At 71.2% G+C, this 22,362-nt stretch carries 21 protein-coding genes; 14 read left to right on the top strand and 7 right to left on the bottom strand.

Translation table 11 applies throughout. From position 1 onward, the window contains the following. The first annotated feature begins 316 nt into the window (after positions 1-316). The 6 genes from Q1N79_RS16540 (at position 317) to Q1N79_RS16515 (ending at position 6,145) form a co-directional block, all read left to right on the top strand. The gene (locus tag Q1N79_RS16540) at positions 317-655 is read left to right on the top strand and encodes a helix-turn-helix transcriptional regulator (protein WP_300609968.1); all 339 of its coding nucleotides are present in this window, start codon (positions 317-319) and stop codon (positions 653-655) included. An 87-nt stretch (positions 656-742) separates the two neighbouring features. Continuing rightward, on the top strand, positions 743-1,708 hold the full coding sequence (locus tag Q1N79_RS16535; RefSeq protein WP_300609967.1) for a sigma-70 family RNA polymerase sigma factor: 966 nt from the start codon (positions 743-745) through the stop codon (positions 1,706-1,708). Between the two features lie 3 nt (positions 1,709-1,711). Beyond that, positions 1,712-2,440, top strand: coding sequence for a type 1 glutamine amidotransferase (locus Q1N79_RS16530; protein WP_300609966.1), 729 nt, complete (start codon positions 1,712-1,714; stop codon positions 2,438-2,440). Positions 2,441-2,444: 4 nt separating this feature from the next. Next, positions 2,445-3,248: a sulfite exporter TauE/SafE family protein gene (locus Q1N79_RS16525; protein WP_300609965.1), complete on the top strand. Its 804-nt coding sequence runs from the start codon at positions 2,445-2,447 to the stop codon at positions 3,246-3,248. A gap of 83 nt (positions 3,249-3,331) precedes the next feature. After that, on the top strand, positions 3,332-4,861 hold the full coding sequence (locus Q1N79_RS16520; RefSeq protein WP_300609964.1) for a glutamine synthetase family protein: 1,530 nt from the start codon (positions 3,332-3,334) through the stop codon (positions 4,859-4,861). A 168-nt stretch (positions 4,862-5,029) separates the two neighbouring features. Beyond that, on the top strand, positions 5,030-6,145 hold the full coding sequence (locus Q1N79_RS16515; protein ID WP_300609963.1) for a 5-methyltetrahydropteroyltriglutamate--homocysteine S-methyltransferase: 1,116 nt from the start codon (positions 5,030-5,032) through the stop codon (positions 6,143-6,145). Here Q1N79_RS16515 and Q1N79_RS16510 read toward each other — a convergent pair. Together Q1N79_RS16510 and Q1N79_RS16505 are read right to left on the bottom strand one after the other, a co-directional pair. Continuing rightward, positions 6,127-6,618 (bottom strand): hypothetical protein, encoded by a 492-nt coding sequence (locus Q1N79_RS16510; RefSeq protein ID WP_300609962.1) that lies wholly within the window; start codon positions 6,616-6,618, stop codon positions 6,127-6,129. The genes Q1N79_RS16515 and Q1N79_RS16510 overlap by 19 nt on opposite strands. A 63-nt stretch (positions 6,619-6,681) precedes the next feature. Continuing rightward, positions 6,682-8,379 carry a formate--tetrahydrofolate ligase gene (locus tag Q1N79_RS16505; protein ID WP_300609961.1) on the bottom strand — a complete coding sequence of 566 codons (1,698 nt, stop codon included), beginning with the start codon at positions 8,377-8,379 and terminating at the stop codon, positions 6,682-6,684. A 275-nt stretch (positions 8,380-8,654) separates the two neighbouring features. Between Q1N79_RS16505 and Q1N79_RS16500 the strand changes: the two genes are divergently transcribed. Together Q1N79_RS16500 and Q1N79_RS16495 are read left to right on the top strand one after the other, a co-directional pair. Beyond that, positions 8,655-10,211, top strand: a complete 1,557-nt coding sequence (locus Q1N79_RS16500; protein ID WP_300609960.1) for a hypothetical protein — start codon at positions 8,655-8,657, stop codon at positions 10,209-10,211. A 168-nt stretch (positions 10,212-10,379) separates the two neighbouring features. Beyond that, positions 10,380-11,645, top strand: a complete 1,266-nt coding sequence (locus tag Q1N79_RS16495; RefSeq protein ID WP_300609959.1) for an undecaprenyl-diphosphate phosphatase — start codon at positions 10,380-10,382, stop codon at positions 11,643-11,645. A gap of 51 nt (positions 11,646-11,696) precedes the next feature. Here the strand turns inward: Q1N79_RS16495 and Q1N79_RS16490 are convergent, their stop codons facing one another. The 3 genes from Q1N79_RS16490 to Q1N79_RS16480 form a co-directional block, all read right to left on the bottom strand. Beyond that, positions 11,697-11,912 (bottom strand): hypothetical protein, encoded by a 216-nt coding sequence (locus tag Q1N79_RS16490; protein WP_300609958.1) that lies wholly within the window; start codon positions 11,910-11,912, stop codon positions 11,697-11,699. An 84-nt stretch (positions 11,913-11,996) separates the two neighbouring features. Beyond that, positions 11,997-13,166 carry a 1-acyl-sn-glycerol-3-phosphate acyltransferase gene (locus Q1N79_RS16485; protein ID WP_300609957.1) on the bottom strand — a complete coding sequence of 390 codons (1,170 nt, stop codon included), beginning with the start codon at positions 13,164-13,166 and terminating at the stop codon, positions 11,997-11,999. Between the two features lie 39 nt (positions 13,167-13,205). Further along, positions 13,206-14,039, bottom strand: coding sequence for a patatin-like phospholipase family protein (locus Q1N79_RS16480; RefSeq protein WP_300609956.1), 834 nt, complete (start codon positions 14,037-14,039; stop codon positions 13,206-13,208). A 131-nt stretch (positions 14,040-14,170) separates the two neighbouring features. Between Q1N79_RS16480 and Q1N79_RS16475 the strand changes: the two genes are divergently transcribed. The 6 genes from Q1N79_RS16475 (at position 14,171) to Q1N79_RS16450 (ending at position 21,108) form a co-directional block, all read left to right on the top strand. Continuing rightward, positions 14,171-14,449, top strand: coding sequence for a selenium-binding protein SBP56-related protein (locus tag Q1N79_RS16475; RefSeq protein WP_300609955.1), 279 nt, complete (start codon positions 14,171-14,173; stop codon positions 14,447-14,449). A gap of 12 nt (positions 14,450-14,461) precedes the next feature. Further along, complete coding sequence (locus Q1N79_RS16470; RefSeq protein ID WP_300609954.1) at positions 14,462-14,917, top strand: selenium-binding protein SBP56-related protein; 456 nt, start codon at positions 14,462-14,464, stop codon at positions 14,915-14,917. A 38-nt stretch (positions 14,918-14,955) separates the two neighbouring features. Then, on the top strand, positions 14,956-15,603 hold the full coding sequence (locus tag Q1N79_RS16465; RefSeq protein ID WP_300609953.1) for a carbonic anhydrase: 648 nt from the start codon (positions 14,956-14,958) through the stop codon (positions 15,601-15,603). A 464-nt stretch (positions 15,604-16,067) separates the two neighbouring features. Continuing rightward, complete coding sequence (locus Q1N79_RS16460; RefSeq protein ID WP_300609952.1) at positions 16,068-16,877, top strand: SAM-dependent methyltransferase; 810 nt, start codon at positions 16,068-16,070, stop codon at positions 16,875-16,877. Between the two features lie 107 nt (positions 16,878-16,984). Beyond that, positions 16,985-19,867: a DEAD/DEAH box helicase gene (locus Q1N79_RS16455; protein WP_300609951.1), complete on the top strand. Its 2,883-nt coding sequence runs from the start codon at positions 16,985-16,987 to the stop codon at positions 19,865-19,867. After that, a complete protein-coding gene (locus Q1N79_RS16450) occupies positions 19,864-21,108 on the top strand; it encodes an SWIM zinc finger family protein (RefSeq protein ID WP_300609950.1) in 1,245 nt (414 codons plus the stop codon). Before Q1N79_RS16455 ends, Q1N79_RS16450 begins: the two co-directional genes overlap by 4 nt. 159 nt (positions 21,109-21,267) lie before the next feature. On the opposite strand, the gene Q1N79_RS16445 is transcribed toward Q1N79_RS16450, so the two are convergent. Both Q1N79_RS16445 and Q1N79_RS16440 read right to left on the bottom strand, forming a co-directional pair. After that, entirely contained in the window at positions 21,268-21,618 is a 351-nt protein-coding gene (locus tag Q1N79_RS16445) for a GNAT family N-acetyltransferase (RefSeq protein ID WP_367185080.1), read from the bottom strand. Positions 21,619-21,768: 150 nt separating this feature from the next. Then, on the bottom strand, positions 21,769-22,362 hold a 594-nt coding region (locus tag Q1N79_RS16440), incomplete at its 5' end, for a class F sortase (protein ID WP_300609949.1).

Raw genomic sequence — 22,362 nt, 5'->3', positions numbered from 1 at the left:
TGCCAGTACAGGCGGCCGCCTCCCGGGGAATGGGTGGTTGGCGGCAATTAGTTACCTATCTAGGCTTTAGCCGCCTTTACGTCAATAAGCGGCATCGAGGATTGCCTCGCGACAGTCACAGCCGCCCCATCGTGCCCGCGGGGCCCGGCCGCCGCTGGCTCGGATAACGTTTCTATAACGATCATGGTGGCGGGCCGTCTGGCCCTAGCACGCGCCGGACTTTAGGCATAGCTATATGTTTAGCTAAACCTAAGTACAGGCAGCTGACCACCGTCCGGGCGCATCAGGGTCTGGCCGTGACAAAGTGGAGGCACTGATGGGCTTGCGACTAGGCGCTTCGCCCGAGCAGCGGGCCGCGCAGACGCAGATCGACGAAGAACTCCTCGCCCTCGTCACCCGCCTGACGAACGAGATCAACTGGTACATGCGGGAGCGCGGCCTCACCAGGGCCGACCTCGCGGGCCGCATGGGCGTGTCTCCCGGGCGGGTCAGCCAGATCCTCGGCGGCGGGGAGAACCTCACGCTGCGCACGCTGGCCGCGCTGTCCACGGCCCTGGACGCGCGCTTCGGCATCGAGCTGCGCGCCCTCAAGGCCGAGGACACCTACACGAGCCCCGGCAGCGCGGGCGCCGAAGAGTCCCCCGCGGGGGGCTAGCGACCTGCTGGCAGCTGAGCTGGCCGGGAGAGCCGGCCGGGACCGTTCGGGATAAAGAATGTCGGACCCCGGGCTTATGGTGGAGCCATGTCCGGGACGGCCACCCAAGCAGACCTTGAGACCTACCGCCGCGAGCTGACGGGGTACTGCTACCGGATGCTCGGCTCCGCGTTCGAGGCCGACGACGCGGTGCAGGAGACGATGCTGCGCGCGTGGAAGAACCTCGACGCGTTCGAGAGGCGGTCGAGCCTGCGGTCCTGGCTGTACAAGATCGCGACGAACGTCTGCCTGGACGCGCTGCGCGGGGAGCGGCGGCGCGCGCTGCCGATGGACCTGGGGCCGTCGTCACCGCCGCTGGAGTCGCTGCTTCGCCCGTGGCCGGCCGAAGACACCTGGGTCACTCCCATCCCGGACGCTCGCGTGCTCGACCCCGCCTGCGGCGACCCCGCGGAGATCGCCGCCATGCGCGACTCGGTGCGGCTGGCGTTCGTGACCGCGCTGCAGCACCTGCCGTCCCGCCAGCGCGCCGCGCTGATCCTGTGCGAGGTGCTGCGGCTGCCCGCGACCGAGGCCGCGCAGCTGCTCGACAGCTCCGTGGCGGCGGTGAACAGCGCGCTGCAGCGGGCCCGCGCCACGCTCGCCGAACTGCCCGGCCACCAGCGCCCGGCCAGCGTGGACCCGGAGAACGCCGGGCTGCTCGCGGCCTACGTGGACGCGTTCTGCCGGTACGACATGACGGCGCTGCTCGCGCTCATCCACGCGGACGCGGTGATGACGATGCCGCCGTTCGAGCTGTGGCTGCGCGGCAGCGCCGACATCACCGCGTGGATGGTGCAGCCGGCGCCGAGCCAGTGCGCCGGGTCGGTCCTGGTCCCGGTCCGCGCGAACGGCGTGGCGGCCTGGGGCCAGTACAAGCCCGACCCCGGCGGCGGGTACGCGCCCTGGGCGCTTCAGGTGCACGAGGTCAGCGGGGGCAAGTTCAGCCGCCTCACGTACTTCCTTGACACCGGGCGGCTGTTCCCGCTGTTCGGCCTCCCGCCGCACCTGGACTGACAGGTGCGGGTTCTTTTCGTCAAGCAGGATCACGCCTCGCCCGGCGGCCTGGTCGGGGACGCGTTCGCCGGCCTCGGCTACGACGTGTCCGAGTTCACCGTCGTGCCGCGCGAGCGGTACCACTCGCCCGCGGTGACCGTGGAGTTCCCCGATCCGGCCGGTTATGACGCGATCGTGGCGTTCGGCGCGGTCTGGGCGGTGTATGACGACGCCGCGATCGGGACCTGGGTCCACGACGAGATCGCGTTCACGCGGGCGGCGCTTGGGCTCGGGGTGCCGGTCCTCGGGATCTGCTTCGGCGGCCAGCTGCTCGCCGCCGCCGCGGGCGGCGCGGTCACGCGCGCGCCGGCGCCGGAGATCGGCTGGAACGTGATCGAAACCGCCGGCACCGGGCTGATCGACCCGGGCCCGTGGTTTCAGTGGCACTCCGACCGGTTCACGGTGCCGGCCGACGTCCCTGTGCTCGCCAGGACCGCGCTGGCCAACCAGGCGTTCGTTTGCGGGCGCGCGCTCGGGCTGCAGTTCCACCCCGAGGTCACGGACGAAGTGCTCCAGTGCTGGCTGGATGGCGGCGGCTCGGCCGGGCTCGCCGCCGCCGGCGTGGACGCGGACGCGCTGCTCGCGCAGACGCGACGGCTGCAAGGCGCGGCCGCGGGCCGGGCGCGGGAGCTGGTGCGCCGTTTCGTCCGGGACGTGGCGGCCGCCCCAGTGGGCGCCGTGCCGGTAGCGTGAGGGGGTGCCGCACGCGATCGCCGAAGGTCTTGCCATCTTCGCGGCGGGGCTGGCCGCCGGCACGATCAACACGGTCGTCGGCTCCGGCACGCTGATCACGTTCCCGACGCTGCTGGCCTTCCACTACCCCCCGGTGCTTGCCAACGTCAGCAACAACGTCGGCCTGGTGCCCGGCGTGATGAGCGGCGTGCACGGCTACCGCGCCGAGCTGAGCGGGCAGCGCGACCGGGTGCTCACCCTCGGCGCGGCGTCGCTGTGCGGCGGCCTGGTGGGGGCGATCCTGCTGCTCGTGCTGCCCGCGGACGCGTTCAAGGCGATCGTCCCCGCGCTGATCGGCATCGCGCTGGTCATGGTGGTGATCCAGCCGTGGCTGGCCCGGTGGGTGGCCGGCCGCCAGCAGCCGCGAAACGGCGGGGACGGCCGCGACCCTGCTGACGGCGGGGGCGGCGGTGCGGCGGCCGGGGGGCCGGTGCTGTGGCTGCTGGTCTTTTGCACAGGGATCTACGGCGGGTACTTCGGGGCGGCGCAGGGCGTGCTGCTGATCGGCCTGCTCGGTATCGCGTTCACCGACAGCCTGCAGCGGGTGAACGCGGTGAAGAACGTGCTGGCCGGCGTGGTCAACGGGACCGCCGCGATCGTGTTCATCGCCTGCACGCACGTCGCCTGGGGGGCGGTCGCGCTGATCGCGGCCGGATCGGTGCTCGGCGGTCAGCTCGGCGCCCGGGTGGGGCGCCGGCTGCCGCCCTGGGGACTGCGGCTGGTGATCGTCTGCGTCGGCACGGCCGCCCTGGTCAAGCTGCTGGCCTGAGCGGCCGCCGCGCGGAGTTGGTGGTTCCCCGCCGCGCGGAGTTGGTGGTTCCCCGCGGGGCTGCCGGTGCGTAGCCTGCTGCTGTGAGCGCACCAGCAGATACCGGAGTGGGACAGCCCGGCTTCGTCGCGCGGCACGGGCTGCTGTCGGCCGAGGCGACCACCATGGCGCGGGAAGTCGCGGAACGGATCAAGACGCACGACCTGCGCACGGTGCGGCTGGTCGTGGTCGACCAGCATGGCGTGCCGCGCGCCAAGTCGCTGTCGCCCGCGGCGGCGGTCGCCGCCCTGTCCAACGGGCTCGACTTCTCCGGCGCCATCTACAGCCTCGATTCGGGCAACCAGGTGTTCGTGCCCGCGTTCGCGCGCGGCGGCGGCTTCGGCATCGAGGAGTTCACCGGCTTCCCCGACGTGATCCTGGTGCCGGACCCGTCGACCTTCCAGGTGCTGCCATGGGCGGACCGGACCGCGTGGCTGCTGTGCGACGCCTACTTCGGCAACGGGCAGCCGGTGCCGCTCGACGGGCGCGGCCTGCTGCGGCGGCAGCTCGCTTCGCTCGGCCAGCTCGGGTACGACTACGTGGCCGGGCTGGAGATCGAGTTCTACATCGTGTCCCTGGCCGGCGGCCCGCTCGCCCCGCAGGACGCCGGGTTCACTCCCCCGGCCCCGGCCGTGTCCGTGTACGAGCGCGGGTACCAGTACCTGTCCGAGGTACGGCTCGATTCGATGTCGGCGACGCTTGAGGCGCTGCGGGACGCCCTCGGCGCCATGGGCCTGGTGCCGCGGTCGATGGAGGACGAGTGGGGTCCCGGCCAGCTCGAGTTCTCCTTCGCGCCGCTGACCGGGCTGGCCGCGGCCGACGCGGTGGTGCTCTTCCGGTCCGCGGTCAAGCAGGTGTGCCAGCGGCGCGGGCTGCTCGCCACGTTCATGTGCCGCCCGGCGCTGCCGAACTTCTTCTCCTCCGGCTGGCACCTGCACCAGTCGCTGGTGTCGCGCCCGGCCGGCCCGAACGCGTTCGCGTCCAACAGCGGGCCGCTGTCCGAGGTCGGAACGCAGTACGTGGCCGGGCTGCTCGAGCACGCGGTGCCGTCGCTTGTGTTCGCCGCCCCCACGGTGAACGGGTACAAGCGGTTCCGCCCCTACTCGTTCGCGCCGGACCGGGTGTGCTGGGCGGTGGAGAACCGCGGCGCGGCGGTGCGGGTGCAGGGCTCGCCCGGGGACGCGAGCGCGCACGTGGAGAACCGGATGGGCGAGCCCGCCGCGAACCCGTACCTGTACCTGGCCGCGAACATCGCCGCCGGCGCCGACGGAATCGCCCGCTGCCTGACGCCCCCCGCGCCGGTCGAGGCCGACCCGTACGCGGCCGCGGCGCCCCTGCTGCCCACCTCGCTGGCGGCGGCGGTCAAGGCGCTCGACGGGGACGGCTTCTACCGTTCGGCGTTCGGCGACACGCTGATCGACTACCTGGTGCTGATGAAGCGCGCGGAGATCGCCCGGTACGAGGCGGCCCTGGCGGCGGCGGGCCCGGCCGATATGACCGATGTGGCCGACGTGGCCGACGTGGCCAACGAGGTCAGCGACTGGGAGATGCGCGAGTACTTCGAGTTCTTCTAGGGCCCCAATTCCGACATCGGGCTGCTTGTCGCGCGGGCCATGGACACCGCGGCCGGAACGGCGCAAAGCTGGTGACCGGCATGAGCTCGCGGCGGGATCTGGCGCGGCCCGGCACGGCCCGGCGCGGCCCGGCACGGCGCGGGCATCCGGCAAAGGAGACGGACGGCAATGGCAACGGACTATCACGCTGAGCACGTCGGCAGCCTGCTGCGGCAGCCCTGGCTGCTGACGGCCCGGGCCGAGCACCGCCAGGGCAGGCTGAGCGACGCCGACCTGCGCGCGGCGGAAGACCGCGCGGTGGGCGAGAACATCGCCTTGCAGCGCGAGGCTGGCATCGAGGTATTCACCGACGGCGAGGCCCGGCGGACGAACTGGATGACCAACATCCTGGAGTCGACCGGCGGGGTGAGCGTGGTCGAGACCCAGGCCGTGACGTGGCGCAGGGACAGCGGCGAGGAGCCGCCGATCGACGAGACGGATTTCGTGATGACGGCCGCCACCAGCAAGGTGTTCAGGGAGAACCGCCTCACCAACGTCGAGGCGGAGTACATGGCCAGGCACGTGCCGGGCCAGTTCAAGATCACGATGATGAGCGCGGCGATGGGCGGCATACTCTGGCGCCCGGACGTCAGCGCCGGGGCCTACCCCGACCCCGCGGAACTGGTCAACGACCTCGTCGCGCTGCAGATCGAGGAGATAGCGGACCTGGTCGCACGCGGGACCAGGTGGGTGCAGCTGGACTCGCTGTCCTACAACCAGGTTTTCGACGCCGATTTCCGCGCGGCGACAGGCAACCTGCTCGACCCGGAGATCATCCTCCAGGCCTCGGTGGCCGCCGACGCGGCGATCGTCCGCGCGGTGAAGGACAAGCACCCCGGCGTCACCGTCGGCATGCACATCTGCCGGGGCAACAACCGCAGCGCCTACATGGCCAAGGGCGGCTACGAGCCGGTGGCCGAGCGGCTGTTCGGGGGGGTGGACGTGGACCGGTTCCTGCTTGAGTACGACACCGACCGGGCGGGCGGCTTCGAGCCGCTGCGGTTCGTCCGCCCCGGCACGGTCGTGGTGCTCGGGCTGATCTCCTCCAAGGTGCCTGAGCTCGAGTCGCAGGACGGCCTGCGGCGCCGGATCGACGAGGCCGCCAGGTACGTGCCCCTGGAGGACCTGGCGATCAGCCCGCAGTGCGGGTTCGCCTCAACGTCGGCGGGCAACGTGCTCACCGTCGACGAGGAAAAGCGCAAGCTCGAGCTGGTGGCGGACACCGCTCAGCGGGTCTGGGGGTAGCCCGACGGCCCCCGGCTGTCGGTCAGCCGCCGGAAGCACTCCTTCGCCCCGTCCGGCCCTGTCACGTAGAACGTCCAGGGCGCGGTCTCCCGCGCGATCGCCGCCTCGCAGACCAAGCGGAAGATGTAGGCGTCCGCCGCGCTGATCACCGGGGGCGCGGGCCTGCGCAGGATGACAAGCGCCTGCTCGTCCTCGTGGCTCAGCGGATAGGTCAGGCACACGGCGGCTCTCTTGCAAAGGTCCGCGATGTCCTGCCGGTCGGGCATGTCAAGCCGGTCGTCGATCGGCAGCACCGCGTGCGTCCAGGTCCCCCGCTTGCCCAGGAAGATCACCCACAGGCTGCGGCTGCGGGCCGCCCCTGCCTGGAACGGGAGGATCCCGAGGCACCGCGGCACGTCGAGGCGTGCCGCGGCGATCTGAGCTTCGGTGAGCGCCGGGGCGCCCCGGGCGCTGGCCGAGTCAAGGGTGTCCACGGTCGCAGTGTCGCACCAGGCACCGACAAAAGGCGGCAGGGCGCGCGGGGCCGCCCAGCCCCTTCAGTACAGGCCGACGATGTTGCCGTCGTCGTCTAGGTCGATGTTGATGGCGGCGGGCTTGCTCGCCAGGCCGGGCATGGTGCGCATGTCGCCGCAGATCGGGTAGACGAAGCCGGCGCCGACGCTCGCGCGGACCTCCCGGACGGGGAGGCGGAAGCCGGTCGGGGCGCCCTTCAGGTTGCCGTCGTGGGACAGGCTGTACTGGCTCTTGGCGACGCAGACCGGCAGGCTGCCGAAGCCGTTCTTCTCGTACCCGTCGAGCTGCCGGTCCGCCAGCGGGGTGTAGTCCACGCCGTCGGCGCCGTAGATCTTGGTGGCGAGGGCCTCGATCTTCTCCTTGAGCGTGGCCTCGGACGGGTAGAGGAAGTGGAAGTCGTTCGGCTTGGCGGCCACCTCGGCGACCGCCTCGGCGATCTCGGTCGCGCCGCGGCCGCCGTCGGCGAAGTGCGTGCCGACCGCCGACTTGACGCCCATGGACGCGGCGAGCTCGTGGATCGCGGCGAGCTCGGACGGGAAGTCGGTCGGCATCGAGTTGATCGCGACCACCGGCTCGACGCCGTGCGCCCGGATGTTCTCAAGCTGCTTGCGCAGGTTCGCCGCGCCGACCGCCACGTCCTCCGGGTTCTCCTTGAGCATCTGCTCGGGCAGCGGGCGGCCGGCGACCACGCGGTACTTGCCTGAGTGCGCCTTGAGCCCGCGGACGGTGGCGACGACCACCGCGGCGTCCGGCCTGAGGCCGGAGACGCGGCACTTGATGTTGAAGAACCGCTCGGCGCCCATGTCCGCGCCGAACCCGGCCTCGGTGACGAGGAAGTCGCCGGTGTGGATGCCGATCAGGTCGGCCACCACGGAGGAGTTGCCGTGCGCGATGTTGCCGAACGGGCCGGCGTGCACGAAGACCGGGGTGTTCTCCAGCGTCTGCAGCAGGTTCGGCTTGAGCGCCTCGCGCATGATCACGGCCGCGGCGCCGGCCGCCTTCAGCTGCTCGGCGGTGACCGGCTCGCCGGACTTCGTGTAGCCCACCACGATGCGGCCCAGTCGCGCGCGCAGGTCCTTGAGGTCCTTGGACAGCGCAAGAACGGCCATCACCTCCGAGGCGGCGGTGATGTCGAAACCCGCCTGCCGCGGCACGCCGTCGCCGGCCGCGCCAAGGCCGATCACGATGTTGCGCAGCGCGCGGTCGTTGACGTCGATCACTCGCTTCCAGGTGATCTGGTTCAGGTCGAGGCCGAACTCGTTGCCCATGTACAGGCTGTTGTCCACCATCGCGGCGATCTGGTTGTGCGCCGCCGTGACCGCGTGCATGTCGCCGGTCAGGTGCAGGTTCAGCAGCTCGAACGGGACCGCCTGGGAGTATCCGCCGCCTGCCGCGCCGCCCTTGATGCCGAACGTCGGGCCCATCGACGCCTGCCGGATCGAGATCGTGGCGCGCTTGCCGATGTGCCTGAAGGCCTGGCCAAGTCCGATCGTGGTCGTGGTCTTGCCTTCCCCGAGCGGCGTCGGGGTGATCGCGGTGACGACCACGTACTTGGCCGTCGGCCGGTCCGCGAGCTCGGAGATGGCTCGCAGGTCAATCTTGGCGACGTGCTCGCCGTGCATTTCCGTCAGCCACGGTGGGATGCCGATGTCCTCGGCGATCTCGGCGATAGGCTTGAGCGTGGCCTGACGTGCGATCTCCAGGGCAGTGGGCATCGACATTGCGGTTGGACCTCCGGGCAGGCAGGAAGGAACGTTCCTGAGCCGATTGTTTCGCTGCTGCCTGGTCAGCCGTCCATGGGGCAGAGGCCAAAAACACACCGCGGGTTTCTGCGGTCGTCAATATTGAAACTTCGAATAAAACGAGCCTTTGCGCGAAGCCACTGATGGCCGCGATTAATGTTATTAATACCGCACAAACGGCGGTCGCGCGAGGGTGGTGGCAGCCGGAGCCGGCGGGGCCGGTCCTGGCACGCGCACATGGAGGCGGACGGGCGATGAGGCTGCTGGTTGCCGTGCTCGCGACGGCCGTGCTCGGCGCGGCGCTCGCGGTGGTCGGGGTCAGCGCGGCCGGGGCGTCAGTGGCGTCAGGGGCGGCTGGGACGTCAGGGAACCCGTTGGTCACGATCCGCGCGATCGACCGGGCGGGCAAGCCGGTCGCGGTCACCGCGTCGCTGCAGAGCCTGGTCATCGCCGGCGGCGTCGACGACACGCTCACCAGCGCGCACCCGACCCGCGTGCCGCCCGGCACCTACAACATCGCCGCCTGGGTCTGGGAGCCGGGCAAAACGGCGGCCACCCTGGTGGACAGGGAGGTCAAGATCACCGCGAACGTGACGGTCACCTTCGACGCCCGGCCGGGCCGCCTGATCCGGTTCACCGTCAACGACTCCACGGTCACCCAGGACTACGTGGCGGCCGAGCCGTTCGCGCCGGACGGTTACGACGCGTTCGACGGGTCCCGCGCCACCCCCGCCGGGGCGACCTACGCCGTCCCCGGCGCGCTGCCGCCCGGCTACTACCTCTACCTCGAGGCCGCCATGATCCGGCCGCACGACGACCTCAGCCCGGTCGAGTACCGGCTCGTGCGGCTGATCAAGGGCACCATTCCCACGGACCTGACGTTCGCGAGCGACCGGGCGGAACTGGCCAGCGACGACGTCACGCTGAAGGCCGTCGACCCCGGCGCGGTCGGCGGCGTGGGCTTCGCGGCGCTGGCGCCCGGCGCGTCCTACGACCTGCCATCCGGCGTGGTGGGCCAGTGGGCGACGCCTCCGTTCAGCGTCGAGTTCTACTTCACGCCGGGGTACCAATGGCAGGCATGCGTGTTCTACGGCCCGCAGGGCTGCGATATCGATGACCTGAACAACCTGCCGGTGTTCGGCGTCCACCACTACGCGCAGACGTTCGGCAGCGCGGTGTTCGGGCCCTCCCCGCAGGTCGGCGCCGTCGTGTCGGGAAACCAGCTGCAGGTCGGGACGGACGGCGGCGGGCTGCTCGTCGACCCCACCCAGGAGCTCGACACCTCCTACGGGCTGCCGGTCAGCGCCGAGCAGACCTGGCTGTACGAGGGCAAGAAGCTGCTCGCGCGGGGCAGCGGCGATGTCTCGGCGACGATCTCCGCGGCGCCGCACTGGTACACCATGCGGATTCAGGCGAGCCGGGGCGCCGGGGCGACGCTGTCGCGGTCGGTCGCGCTGTACTACAACTTCCGTACCCAGGCCGGCCACGACTCACCGGACGCGTTCTGGCCGCGGGTCATCCCCAGCGGCCTGTCGGAGCGCAACGCGGCCCGGAGCGGCACCAGGACCACGGTGCCGATCTGGTTCTCCGATCTGGGCGGCGACATCGTGGCGCATGGCGTCAAGGCCTGGGTGTCGGTCAACGGCGGCGCCACGTGGCGCGCGCTGCGGGTGAGCGGAAGCGGCTACCGGTGGACCGTCGTGGTGGCCAACCCGGCCAAGGCCGGCTACGTCTCGCTGCGGGTGCAGGGCACGGATTCGGCCGGGGACACGGTCGCCGTGACGACGGTCGACGCCTACGCGGTGAGCTAGCTCGCATCGCTGCGCTGTCGCCAGTCCGGCGCGCGATGCCTGGTCGGGAGGCTAGTCTGGTCGCTCGGTGGTCATAGCAGGCGCAATCGACGCGGTATCACCAGGCGCCACTGCTCGTTCGGTATATATGCCTTGGATCTCCCCCACGCCAGAAAGGGAGCCTGACTGATGTCGCACCTCACCTACGCCGAGGCGGTAGTTACCGGCCTCATCCAGGGGGTGACCGAACTCTTTCCGGTGTCGAGCCTCGGGCACAACGTCCTGCTGCCTGCGCTGATCGGCGGGCAGTGGGCCAAGGACCTGAGCGTGTCCGCGCCAGGGTCGCCGTACCTGGCGTTCATCGTCGGGCTGCACGTCGCGACCGCGCTCGCGATGATCGCCTACTTCTGGCGCGACTGGCTGCGGATCGTGCGCGGCTTCTGGTCTTCGGTGCGGCGGCGGGAGATCGTGACCTCCGACCAGCGGCTGGCGTGGATGATCGTGCTCGCGACGATCCCGGTGGGCATCGCAGGCGCGGCGCTGCAGACGGTGTTCACCAAGGTGTTCGCCAGGCCGGAGCTGACCGCGCTTTTCCTTGCCGCCAACGGGCTGGTGCTGCTGTACAGCGAGCGGCAGCGGCGGGCGCGGGCCGGGGCTTCCGCTGGGGCCGGCGCGGTGGCCGGCGCGGCGGTCAGCGGGGGTGCGGCCGTGCCGGTCTCCTCCGGTTCCCCTGCCGCCTCGGCCGGGGGGCCGCCACCGGAGTTCTGGGGCCCGGATTCGGCGCAAGCCGGTGCGGGGGACGGCGGTCCGTGGGACGGCGGCGCGGGAGACGGCGGCGCGGGAGACGGCGCGTGGAACGGCGGGCCGGCCCCCGGCGGCTACGACGGGTACCGGCAGCAGCCGTGGCAGCAGCAGTGGCAGCAGCAGCAGTGGCAGGCACCCGATCCGTGGTCCGGGCAGGACGACTGGCCCTACAGCCGGCCGGGCGGGGCCGCGCCGCGGGCCGCCAATCGGACGCCTGCCGCGCAGCCGGCCGACACCGATCGGGCGGTGGCCGCGGACCGGCGGCTGTCCAGGATGGGTTACGGGCGGGCTATCCTCGTCGGCTCCGCGCAGATCCTGGCGCTGCTGCCCGGCATCAGCCGGGACGGCATCGTCACGGTCGCGGGCATGGGCCGCGGGCTGAACCGCGAGGACGCGGTCCGGTTCTCGTTCCTGCTGTCCGCGCCGGTGATCCTGGCCGCTGGCCTGCTGAAGGTCCACGACCTGTTCGGCCCGCTGGGGACGGGCATCCACGGGCCCGTGCTGGTTGGCAGCCTGCTGTCCTTCGTGGGCGCCTACCTGTCGGTCCGGTTCCTGACCAGGTACTTCAGCGAGTCGCGGTCGCTCAACCCGTTCGGCATCTACTGCCTAGCGGCGGGAATCCTCAGCTTCGCGTACCTGGCGATCAGGTAACCCGCCGAGGCGGACGACGGCGGGGCCGCAGGGGTGCCGTCAGCGCCGCCGTTACGCGGCAGTGCGGTCTTCCGCCGGGGGTTCGTGCAGCAGGGGGCCCGACGTCCTGGCGAGGAACTCGGCGTAGCTGTCCGGCGGCTCATCGGGCCTGACCAGGTAGTTGTCCGGCGCGACACGCAGCACGGTCGCCCGGCGCTGAGCCTCGTTCATCTCGGCGAGCACGGCCGCGATCCGGCCGGCCAGCCGCCGGAACCGATCTGTGTTCATTCTGCTGCCTCCTGTCCGCGTGGTTGCCGACGCCGCACTTACAGGCTGGCCGTAAGCCCCTGATCAGCACATCGGGAGAATTGCCTAAACATGCGGGCAGCCCGGGCTTAGCCCGCGGCCTGCGTAGCGGCCTGCCGCCCTCGCGGGTAAGAGCGTCAGTGACCGGACTCGCTGGGGGTTTTCCGCCGCGATCCACGCGTCGATGCGCTGCCACCAGTCGTACAGCCAGGCGGCCTGGGCCTGGCGAGGCGCCGCGCGCGGCACCTCGCCTGCCGGGACCCGCCACCAGCGCGCCCGCACCGTGAGGTCGGCCGACAGTCCCCGCCAGACGTCGCGGACGCTGACCAGCGTGTCCAGGCCCGTGTGGGCGACGAAGACAACGTCCGCGGACGGGCAGGCGGCGATCGCGGCGAACGCCCCGCTGACGCGAGGAGCGAGCACGTTGGGCATCGCCACGGCTCGTTCGGCCAAATTTTCAAGACCCCGCCGCCGCAGCCGGTCGATCGCGTGCCGCCAGCGAAGCGGCGTCCAGTTGCCGCCTTCCGGGAAGATGACGAGCGCGCCCCGCTGGTCGAGCCCTGCTGCCAGCCGCCTGATCTGCTCGGTGTGGTGCCTGGATCCGGCTCTCGTTTCCGGCCGGCGGCGGTGGACGAACGCGTTGGGCACCCGGTTGGCCAGCACGTCGAGGCTCGGGTCCAGCTGCAGCGTGGCCTTCATCACCACGCGCGGACGCCGCCCGCACGCGGCGACCAGGTGGTGGACGAGCAGCAGCGAGTCGCCCGGGCCGGCGTGGCGGCTGCACACGATGACCGGGCGGCCGGTGAGAGCGACCGCGTCGAGCGGGGCGGCGACCTCGACCCGCAGCCCGCACGTGCGCTGGGCGGCGCGGTACATCAGGTCGAGGAACCAGCGCATCACCCCGTAGTGGCGGCTCTGATACGGCTCGGTGTCCAGCCGCCCGCCGAAGCCGCTCACCAGCCACAGGCAGCCGAAAACCGTCAGTGCGGCGGTTTCGCCGAGGAACCACACGAGCGCGAAGCAGACCACCCGCAGCACCCGCATCCGTTTCGGACGGCGCCCAGGGCGTCCGGGGCCCCCAAGGCGTCCGGGGCCCCCGGGGCTTGCGCAGCGCCTGACCAGCCTGAGCGCCGCGCTGAGCAGGGCCACGGGCGGCGCGAGCACGGCCAGGGCGGCGGCCATCACGACGACGAGCGGCGCGAACACCAGACGTCGGACTACCCTGGGCGGAAGCATCGGCGCCTCCCTAAGGTCATCGGCTCCCCGAGATAGTCATCAGCTCCCCGGGCTTCCCCCCTGCCGGGCGAGGTAGTTCGCTGATGCTGCATACGAGCGGTCAATGCTTGTACTAACCGTTTTCCTGCTGCGATAACGGAATTGGCGCAACCCAGGCGGAAGCTGGTCCCCTCCGGTGGGCAGCACATGCGCCTGGACGTCGGGCGGCAGCGCCGACATCTCCTCGTGAAACCTGTGCCTGCGCGCGATCTCGAACGCGACAAGACCCACCTCCCAGGGCCGGGTCGGGACGCTGAGCGGGCTCTCGATCCGTCCGGCGTGCAGCACGTAGACGGTGCGGGCGCCGAGCGCGATCGCGCGGCCGACCGGAATCGAGTCGACGAGCCCGCCGTCGAAGTAGTGGCTGCCATCGATCTCGACCGGCGGCAGCAGGCCGGGCACGGCGCACGAGGCCATGACGGCCGGGATGAGCGGGCCGTTGGTGAACCAGCGCGCCGCCGCGTCCTCGATGCTCGCGGCGACGCAGTGGAACGGAAGCTCGAGGTCTGTGAAATCCCTGGCCGGGAGCTTGTCGGCGAGCAGCTTCCGCAACGGCTCGATCGCGTGTAGGTGGGTGCCTGACCGCATCAGCCGGACCGCGCGCTCCAGCACGGTCTCGCTGAACACCGTCCGCAGCGACTCGCCGCGCCACAGGTCGGTGAGCCGTTCCGCCGCCCCGCCAGGATCGGCGGCGACGAAGGCGCCGTTGACCGCGCCGATCGAGGTGCCGACGACGATGTCGGGGCGTATTTTCGCCTCCGCGAGCGCCCGGAGCATGCCGACTTCGTGCGCGCCGAGCAGCCCGCCGCCGCCGAGCACGAAAGCAGTCGTCACGTATGGCAGGCTAGCTCCTCGCCCTCCTCTCCCGGGCCTTGCCCGGGCCTCTCCCGGGCCTTGCCCGGGCCTCTGCCGGGCCTTGCCCGGGCCTCTGCCCGGGCGTTACCCGGGCATGGAAGGCCGCGCGGTTGGGCAGGGCGCCCCCGGAGAAGCTGGCGTACGTGGTCGCCTTCGACCGCGCCGCGCGGCAGCCGGACGCGCTGGTCGTGCTCGACGCCGACCCGGCGTCGGCGGAATACGGCAAGGTCGCAGGCTGGGCCGACCTGCCGAGCAGCGGGAACGAGCCGCACCACTTCGGCTGGAACGCCTGCAGCAGCGCGTTCGCGCACGCCGGGCACCACGCCGACGGGCTGCAGCGCCGGTACCTGCTGCTGCCCGGGCTGCGGTCGTCGCAGATCCACGTCTAGCCGTTCGGCGCCGTGCCGGCGCTCGTCACCGACATCAACCTGTCGGTGGACGAAAAGTTCCTCTACGTCTCCTGCTGGGGCACCGGCGAGCTCAAGCAGTACGACGTCAGCGACACCTTGCACCCGCGAGAGGCTGGCTCGGTCCGGCTCGGCGGCATCGTGGGACGGGCCGCCCACCCCGCCGCGCCGGGCTCGCCGCTGGCAGGCGGCCCGCAGATGGTCGAGATCAGCCGGGACGGCAAGCGGATCTACCTGACCAACTCGCTGTACGGGTCCTGGGACGACCACTACCCGGACGGCGTCGGCGCCTGGTTCGCCAAGATCGACACCGACCCGGCCGCGGGCGGCGGGCTTCGCATCGACGAGAAGTTCTTCCCGCACGGGGCAGACTTCCGCGGCCTGCGGGTGCACCAGGTGCGACTGCAGGGCGGCGACTCCTCGTCCGACTCCTACTGCTACCGGTCGTAAAGCAGTCCCAGCCCGCTCCGCCGCGGTATAACCGACGCGTGAATGATCCGCGGGCGTCGCCCGCGCAGGCGTGGGCCAGGCTCGAAACCGGCAACCGGCACTGGGCCGACGGGCACCTGGTGCACCCCGACCAGGATGCGGCCCGCCGGGAGCGGGTGGCGGCCCGGCAGGACCCGTTCGCCACCATCGTGTCGTGCATTGACTCGCGGCTGCCGCCCGAGACCGTCTTCGACCAGGGGATCGGTGACCTGTTCGCTGTCCGCACCGGCGCGCAGACAATCGACGGCCTGGTCACCGCGTCCATCGAATACGGTCCGCTGGAGAACGGGACGCCGCTGATCGTGGTCGTCGGGCACGCGCGGTGCGGCGCGGTCACCGCCGCCGTACACGCCATCCGGAGCGCAGAGCGCCTGCCGGGCCACCTGGACGCGATCGTGCAGCGGCTCCGGCCCGCGTATCACAAGGCAACAGGCACCACCCCCGCTACGGAGACCTCAATCACCCCAGAGGAGGCCGCCGAGCTAATCGACCAGGTGGTGCGCGCCCAGATCCTGCGCACCGCCTACGCGCTCGCCCACGACGGCCCGCTCGCCGGCCTGGTGAGCCGCCGCGAGCTCGGCATCGTGGGCGCCTATTACGACCTGGACACCGGCCTCGTCACTCAACTGGACGCCTTCGGCTTCTGACTTCGACAGCCCAGTCGGGACAGCCGTGGCCAGCTGAGCCGGCATGATATCCCGAACGAACCCGGCCGACTCTCTCTACCCAACCGGGCCGCACCTGGGTGGCCGACGGGAACCGCAAGCTGACCCAGGAGCAGAACGCCGAAGCCACTAATGCTAATGGTCTTCGCCGGCAGCGGGACCGCGTGCCGCCGCCGTTGTCCGTTGTCCGTTGTGCGTTGTCACCCGCGATCCGGTCAACTTCTGGCGGGCAGGCGGCGGCCGCGATTTCCGGGCGCTTGCCGCGGGCCGACCGCACCGCGAGTTTCTTGAGTGGCATCTTGATACGGTGTTCAAGGCTTCATGAGGCCGGCCCCTGGGGACCCTTCTTAGCGGCTGCTGGGGAAGGCCCGGGGGGAAGGCTGCGGGGGAAATGGGCGGACGCTAACCTTGACGTCATTCAGGTCAGTCTGGAGAAGGCGGCACCCGTGGTATCTGGTCCGAAGAGCACAGAAGAAGGCCAGATACCCCTGGTCGACACCAACGTCCCCCATCAGGCCCGGGTCTACGACTACTGGCTAGGCGGGAAAGACAACTTCACCGTCGACAGGGCGACGGGCGACCTGGCGCTCGAGGCCAATCCGGACATCATCATGGGGGTCCGCGCCAACCGGGACTTCCTCATCCGCGCCGTACGGTATCTGGCTGGCGAGGCCGGAATCCGGCAGTTCCTCGACATCGGCACCGGCATCCCCACGGCTAACAACACGCACGAGGTGGCGCAGGCCGTCGCCCCGGATTCGCGGGTTGTCTACGTGGACAAGGATCCCATCGTGCTCGCCCACGCCCGCGCGCTGCTGACCAGCACCGAGCAAGGCACCTGTGCCTACCTCGACGCCGACGCCAACGACCCGGACACGATCCTCATGCTGGCCGAGCACACACTCGACTTCAGCCAGCCGGTCGCGGTCACGATGCTCGCGATCTTGCAGGTACTCAGGGATCCGTATGCGGTGGTCGAAAGGCTCATGCAGGCAGTCCCCTCAGGCAGCTATCTGGCGATCTCCATCCCGGCCAGTGACATCGACGCCGAGCGTCAGGCTGCCGCTGCCGTCCACCTGGCCGCGGGCAGCCCCGGCGTCACCCTCACCTTCCGCAGCCGGCCCGAAGTGGAGCGGTTCTTCGCGGGCCTTGAACTGGTCGAGCCGGGCGTCACCACCGCCAACCGCTGGCGTCCGCTGCCCGAGACGCCAGACCGCGAACTCCCCGCCTACGTCGCCGTGGGCAGGAAACCGTGAATTCAGCTGGCTAGGCCCGGTCGCGATCAGGCGATCAGACAGGACACGCCGGGAAGTTCCGGCGTGTCCCGGCGTGTCCCGGCGCGGAGCCGGTATCGTGCGGTTTCGTGCTTGACGCCGAGCTTGTCTTCGTGCCGAACGAGGTTCCCCGGCGGGGGGTGTTCGCCGCGTGGGGAAGGGGACCCGGCAATCCCGTTCCGGGCAACGCGAAGGTTGAGCTGGTGTTCCCGGCCGGCACCTACGGGATCCGTAAGCGCATGGTGTCGGCCGAGCTCATCCCGTTGGCCGAGGCGCTCCCGCTGCTGCTGAGCGCGGAGAACGCGCTGGGGATGCGGCGCAGCGTTCGGGTCTGGGCCGCGGCCGCCGCCGCCGGGGTGGGCCTGATCGCGCGCGGTCGGCTGCTGCCGACGGTCGGACCTGGCGACACCGACGTCTGGCGGGCCGGGCCGCTCGACCCGTCCGATCTCAGCTGGCTGCGCGAGCTGGCCGCCGCCTTCCCGCCCGCCGCGCACGCGATCGCCGTCCCCGGCTCGCGCCCGATGCGGCTGCGCTCCCCAGAGTCCCTGGTACGCGACCTGTGGGACGCGATCGCCGACACGATCGTCCGGTCGCCGGCGGCTGCCAGGACCACCGCCGCCACGGCGTTCGCCGCCGTCGAAGCCACCGAGGTCGGCGATCTCGCCGACTGGCTGGCGGATACTACGGACGGATTGTCGGCAGGGGCGCGCCTGGGCCTGCGGATCGAGGCGGTCCCGCCGCGGCCGGGGCCGGGGCAGGCGGCGGAGGCATTCGGCGGCGAGGCGGAGTTCTTCGAGCTCGATCCCGTGGACGACCTTCCGGCCGTCGTGGGCTTTGAGGATGTTGAGGACGTGGAGGAGGCGGGACCCGCGTTCCGGCTGGTGCTGCAGTTGCGCAGCACTGCCGACCCGAGCCTGATCGTCGATGCGGCCGCGCTGTGGAGCCAGCCCGAGACCGTGCTGGCCAGGTTCGGCCCGCAGGCGGAGACGGACCTGCTGCTCGCGCTGCGGCGCGGGGCCTCGGTGTGGCCGCCACTGGCGCAGGTGCTTGAGCAGGCCAGTCCGTCGGCGATGGCGCTAGACGATGACGCGCTCAGCAGCCTGCTCGGCCCGGCGGCCGAGGAACTGGCCGGGATCGGCATCGAGGTGCTGTGGCCCGCCAGCCTGGCCGACGACGGCCTCAAGCTACGCGCCGCGGTCACGCCGGCCCCTGAGCGACTGACCGAATCCGGGCTCGGGCTCGACGCCCTGCTTGAATTCCACTGGCAGCTCACCCTGGACGGGGCGCTGCTCGATGCCGACGAAATCGCCGTCCTGGCCGAGGCCAAGCGCCCGCTGATCAGGCTGCGGGGCCGCTGGGTGCTCCTCGACCCGGCCCTGCTCGACCGGCTGCGCCGGCCGCCGCGGGCCCGGATGCGCACGACCGAGGCGCTCGGCGCGCTGCTCGCGGGGGCGGCGGAGATCGACGGCGAGACCGTCGAGATCACCGCCCAAGGGCCGCTGGCCGACCTGGCGGCGCGGGTCGCCAGCCTGGGGTCGGCGCCCAATCCGGTCGAAACACCGGCGGGCCTGCAGGCGGCGCTGCGGCCGTACCAGCAGCGGGGCCTGGCCTGGCTAGCGGGGATGTGCGATTCCGGGCTCGGCGGCTGCCTCGCCGACGACATGGGGCTTGGCAAGACGATCCAGATCATCGCGCTGCACCTGCACCGACGGGACCTGAAGGCCGGGCCCACGCTCGTGGTGTGTCCGGCGTCGCTGCTCGGCACCTGGGAGCGTGAGATCCGGCGGTTCGCCCCGGAGATCCCGGTCCGCCGCTTCCACGGCGTCGTACGGCACCTGGGCGACCTGGCCGTCGACGAGGTCGTCCTTGTCACCTACGGCGTGGTGCGGCGTGACAGCGCACGGCTCGCCGAGACCGGCTGGGGCCTGATCGTCGCGGATGAGGCGCAGCACGCGAAGAACCCGCTGGCGCGGACTGCGCGCTCGCTTCGGGCGCTACGGGCTCCGGCGAGGGTCGCGCTGACCGGGACGCCGGTGGAGAACCGGCTGTCGGAACTGTGGGCGATCCTGGACTGGACCACGCCAGGCCTGCTCGGGCAGCTAGAGGCGTTCACCCGCCGGATCGCGGCGCCGATCGAGATCTACCGCGACCCCGACACGACCAGGCGGTTCGCCGCACTGATCCGGCCGTTCCTGCTGCGGCGGCGGAAGACCGACCCGGGGATCGCGCCCGAACTGCCCCGCAAGACCGAGACCGACCAGCTAGTGCCGCTGACCGCCGAACAGGTGACGCTGTACGAGGCGATGGTCCGCGAGACGATGCAGACGATCGCCACCTCCGAGGGGATCGAGCGGGCGGGGCTGGTGTTCAAGCTGCTGACCGGGCTGAAGCAGATCTGCAACCACCCGGCGCAGTATCTGAAGCAGCCGGGGCCACTGGCGGGGCGTTCGGGGAAGCTGGCGGCGTTCGACGAGCTGACCGACCTGATCCTGGCAGGCGGCGAGTCGATGCTCGTCTTCTCCCAGTACACCCAGATGGCTACCTTGCTGCAGCAGCACCTCGACGCGCGCGGGATCCGCTCGCTGTTCCTGCACGGCGGGGTCCCGGTGCGGCGGCGGGAGGAGATGGTGGCGGAATTCCAGGCCGGGAGCGTGCCGGTGTTCTTGCTGTCGCTGAAGGCGGGCGGCACAGGGCTGACGCTCACCAGGGCGACGCACGTGCTGCACTACGACCGCTGGTGGAACCCTGCGGTGGAGGATCAGGCCACCGACCGGGCGTACCGGATCGGCCAGGACCGCCCGGTTCAGGTGCACCGGCTGATCGCCGAGGGAACGCTCGAGGATCGCATCGCGGCCCTGCTGGAGCGCAAGCGCGATCTCGCCGACGCTGTCGTTGGCTCGGGCGAGCGCTGGCTCGCCGAACTGTCGGACAACGAGCTTGCCGAGCTCGTCAGCCTGCGGGCCGCGTCGTGACCGGGGACACCGAGTTCGGGCGCACCTGGTGGGGCCGGGCCTGGGTGGAGGCGCTGGAACAGCGGGCGCGGCTGGACCCGAACCGGCTGCCGCGCGGCCGGGACTACGCGCGCAGCGGCACGGTCGGGTCGCTGACCCTTTTGCCTGGCGAGGCGACGGCCCAGGTGCAGGGCAGGAAGACCGAACCGTACACGGTCCGGGTCCGGGTGCGCCGGTTCACCGATGAGGAATGGGACCGGGTGCTCACGGCGATCTCCGCCCGGCTCGGCCACGCGGCGGCGTTGCTCGACGGCGAACTGCCTTCGGAGATCGCCGACGACGCGGCCAGCGCGGGCCTCGACCTGCTCCCCGGCGGCGGCGAGATCGGACCGCGGTGCAGCTGCCCGGATGACGCGGACCCGTGCAAGCACTCGGCGGCCGCCTGTTACCTGATTACCGACGCCCTGGATGCCGATCCCTTCACCCTGTTCCTGCTGCGCGGCCGGACCAGGGACCAGGTTCTGGCCGGAGTGCGGGCCCGCAGGCGCGGAACCACGCCCGGCCAGCCGGACACACCAGGCAACCAGGCCGACGCCAGGCCGGCCGGAACGGGTCAGGCCGGGCGGTTGGCTGATGACGAGGGCGTGGATGCCAGGACGGTGTTCGGCGCACCGGAATCGTCGGCGGCGATACCCGCCCCGCCGCTGCCGCCACGGCGGCCAGGGCACCCGGCGGCGCTCCCCGTTGATCCGCCGCCCTCGCGGCCAGACCTCCGTGACGACCTGCTGGAACTCGCTGCGGACGCGACCGTGCGGGCCTGGGAGATGGCGGCGGGCCTGTCCGCCGACGCCGGGCTGGGCCTGGACGCGAACTCGGACCTGGCCCGGAGGGCGGCCAGGGCGCTGGGCACACCCGCGTTCGGAAAGCTAACGGAGCGCTCCGGGGTCGACGGCCGCGAGCTCGCCCGGCAGGCGCTGGCCTGGCGGCAGGGCGGCGCGACCGGCCTGGAGACGCTGCAGGTCGAGTGGGAACCGGCCGCCGAGGATCCCGATGCCGCCGACCTGCTGCAAGCGGCACGAGCCGTGCTGCGCACCAAGACCAGCGGCACGGACACCGTGCACGGCAACCGGATCACCTCCGGTCATCTGCAACTGCGTCTTGGCCGGGATCTGCGCTGGTATCCCTATGCGCGGTCGGAGGAGGACTGGGAGCCAAGCGGATCGCCCGAACTCGACCCGGCGCGGGCCATCGCGGACCTGTGACGCGATAAGTGTGGACCGTTTCCTGGTCACCTGGTGACACCTGTGCGCACGATGTTGCATAGGAGCGTCGTGGTGCGCTCCACCGCCCAAAGATCTGGGAGAATCCGGGTTCCCGGGAGTATCCGGTGCACTCCAGCACACCGAGTCCTCCCATAAGCCCTAATCCTCCCGGAAAAATAAGCGAATCTTGGGTGGGAGCAGAAGTAACAGGCCGAAGTCGGGGTGACGGTCCTCGGGGACTAGGTCCAGGTAGCCGGGGTGCTTGGCGATCCAGGTCTTGACGTATGGGCAGTACGGCAGCACCGACAGGTGGCGTTCTCGGGCCGAGTCGAGGCTGGACTGGACCAGGCGGCCGGCGACGCCCAGGCCGCGGAACTTGTCATCGGTCTCGGTGTGCAGGAACGCGATCGTGGTGCCGCGCATGTGGTACACGATGACCCCGGCGAGCTCGCCGTCCGCGCGGATCTCGAATCGCTGCTCGTCTGGATTGTCCGTGACCTGCAGCTCCATGGTCTCCTCCTGCGGACGGCTGGCTTCACCGAGAGGAGAAACCACGGCTCGTTCGGCCAAAATAGGAATCTTAGCCACGACGGCGGGGAGCTAGGCCGCGGCGGGCCGTGAGGTACCGGGTAAAGGAGACATCCATGCAGCGGGGTTGGGTCACTTCACCTCGGTGGCGTAGACGACGATGTTGCTCAGGTAGTGGCCGGTGGCGTAGTCGAAGACCCCGCCGCAGGTGATGAGGCGGAGTTCGGCGTCAGGGACCGGGCCGTACACGGCCTCGGAGGGGAAGTGATCCTTCAGGTAGGACCGGACGGCGGTGACGCGGAATACCGCCAGGGTGCCGTCCGCACGCCGGATGTAGACCTCGTCGCCGCGCTTCAGCTCCCGGAGCCGGAAGAACACCCCGGGCCCTTGGTAGTTGTCGATGTGCCCCACGATGATCGCCGAGCCGATCGCACCCGGCCGGGGGCTGCCCGTGTACCAGCCCGCGACCGTGGCCGATGACGGAACCTGCAAGGTGCCATCGGCGGCGAGGCCGAGCGTGATCAGCTTGGTGTCCACGCCGATGATCGGGATCGTGAGCGAGACCGGTCTGGCAACCGGCCGCGGGTCCGCCGACTGGGGCGGTGCCACGATCGGGCCGGTTGGCGCGGGCAGCGCGTCCAGCCCGGCAGCGGGCGGGCGGATCGCCGCGGTGGCGTGCCGGGTCAGCAGCAGCCCGGCCGTTCCCCCGCCGATGACGACCAGGCC

The organism is Trebonia sp. (assembly GCF_030042015.1).
In the GTDB taxonomy this organism is placed as follows: domain Bacteria; phylum Actinomycetota; class Actinomycetes; order Streptosporangiales; family Streptosporangiaceae; genus Trebonia.
Note: the sequence above shows the minus strand (reverse complement) of the source record. Positions and strands in the feature narration are given on the sequence as shown.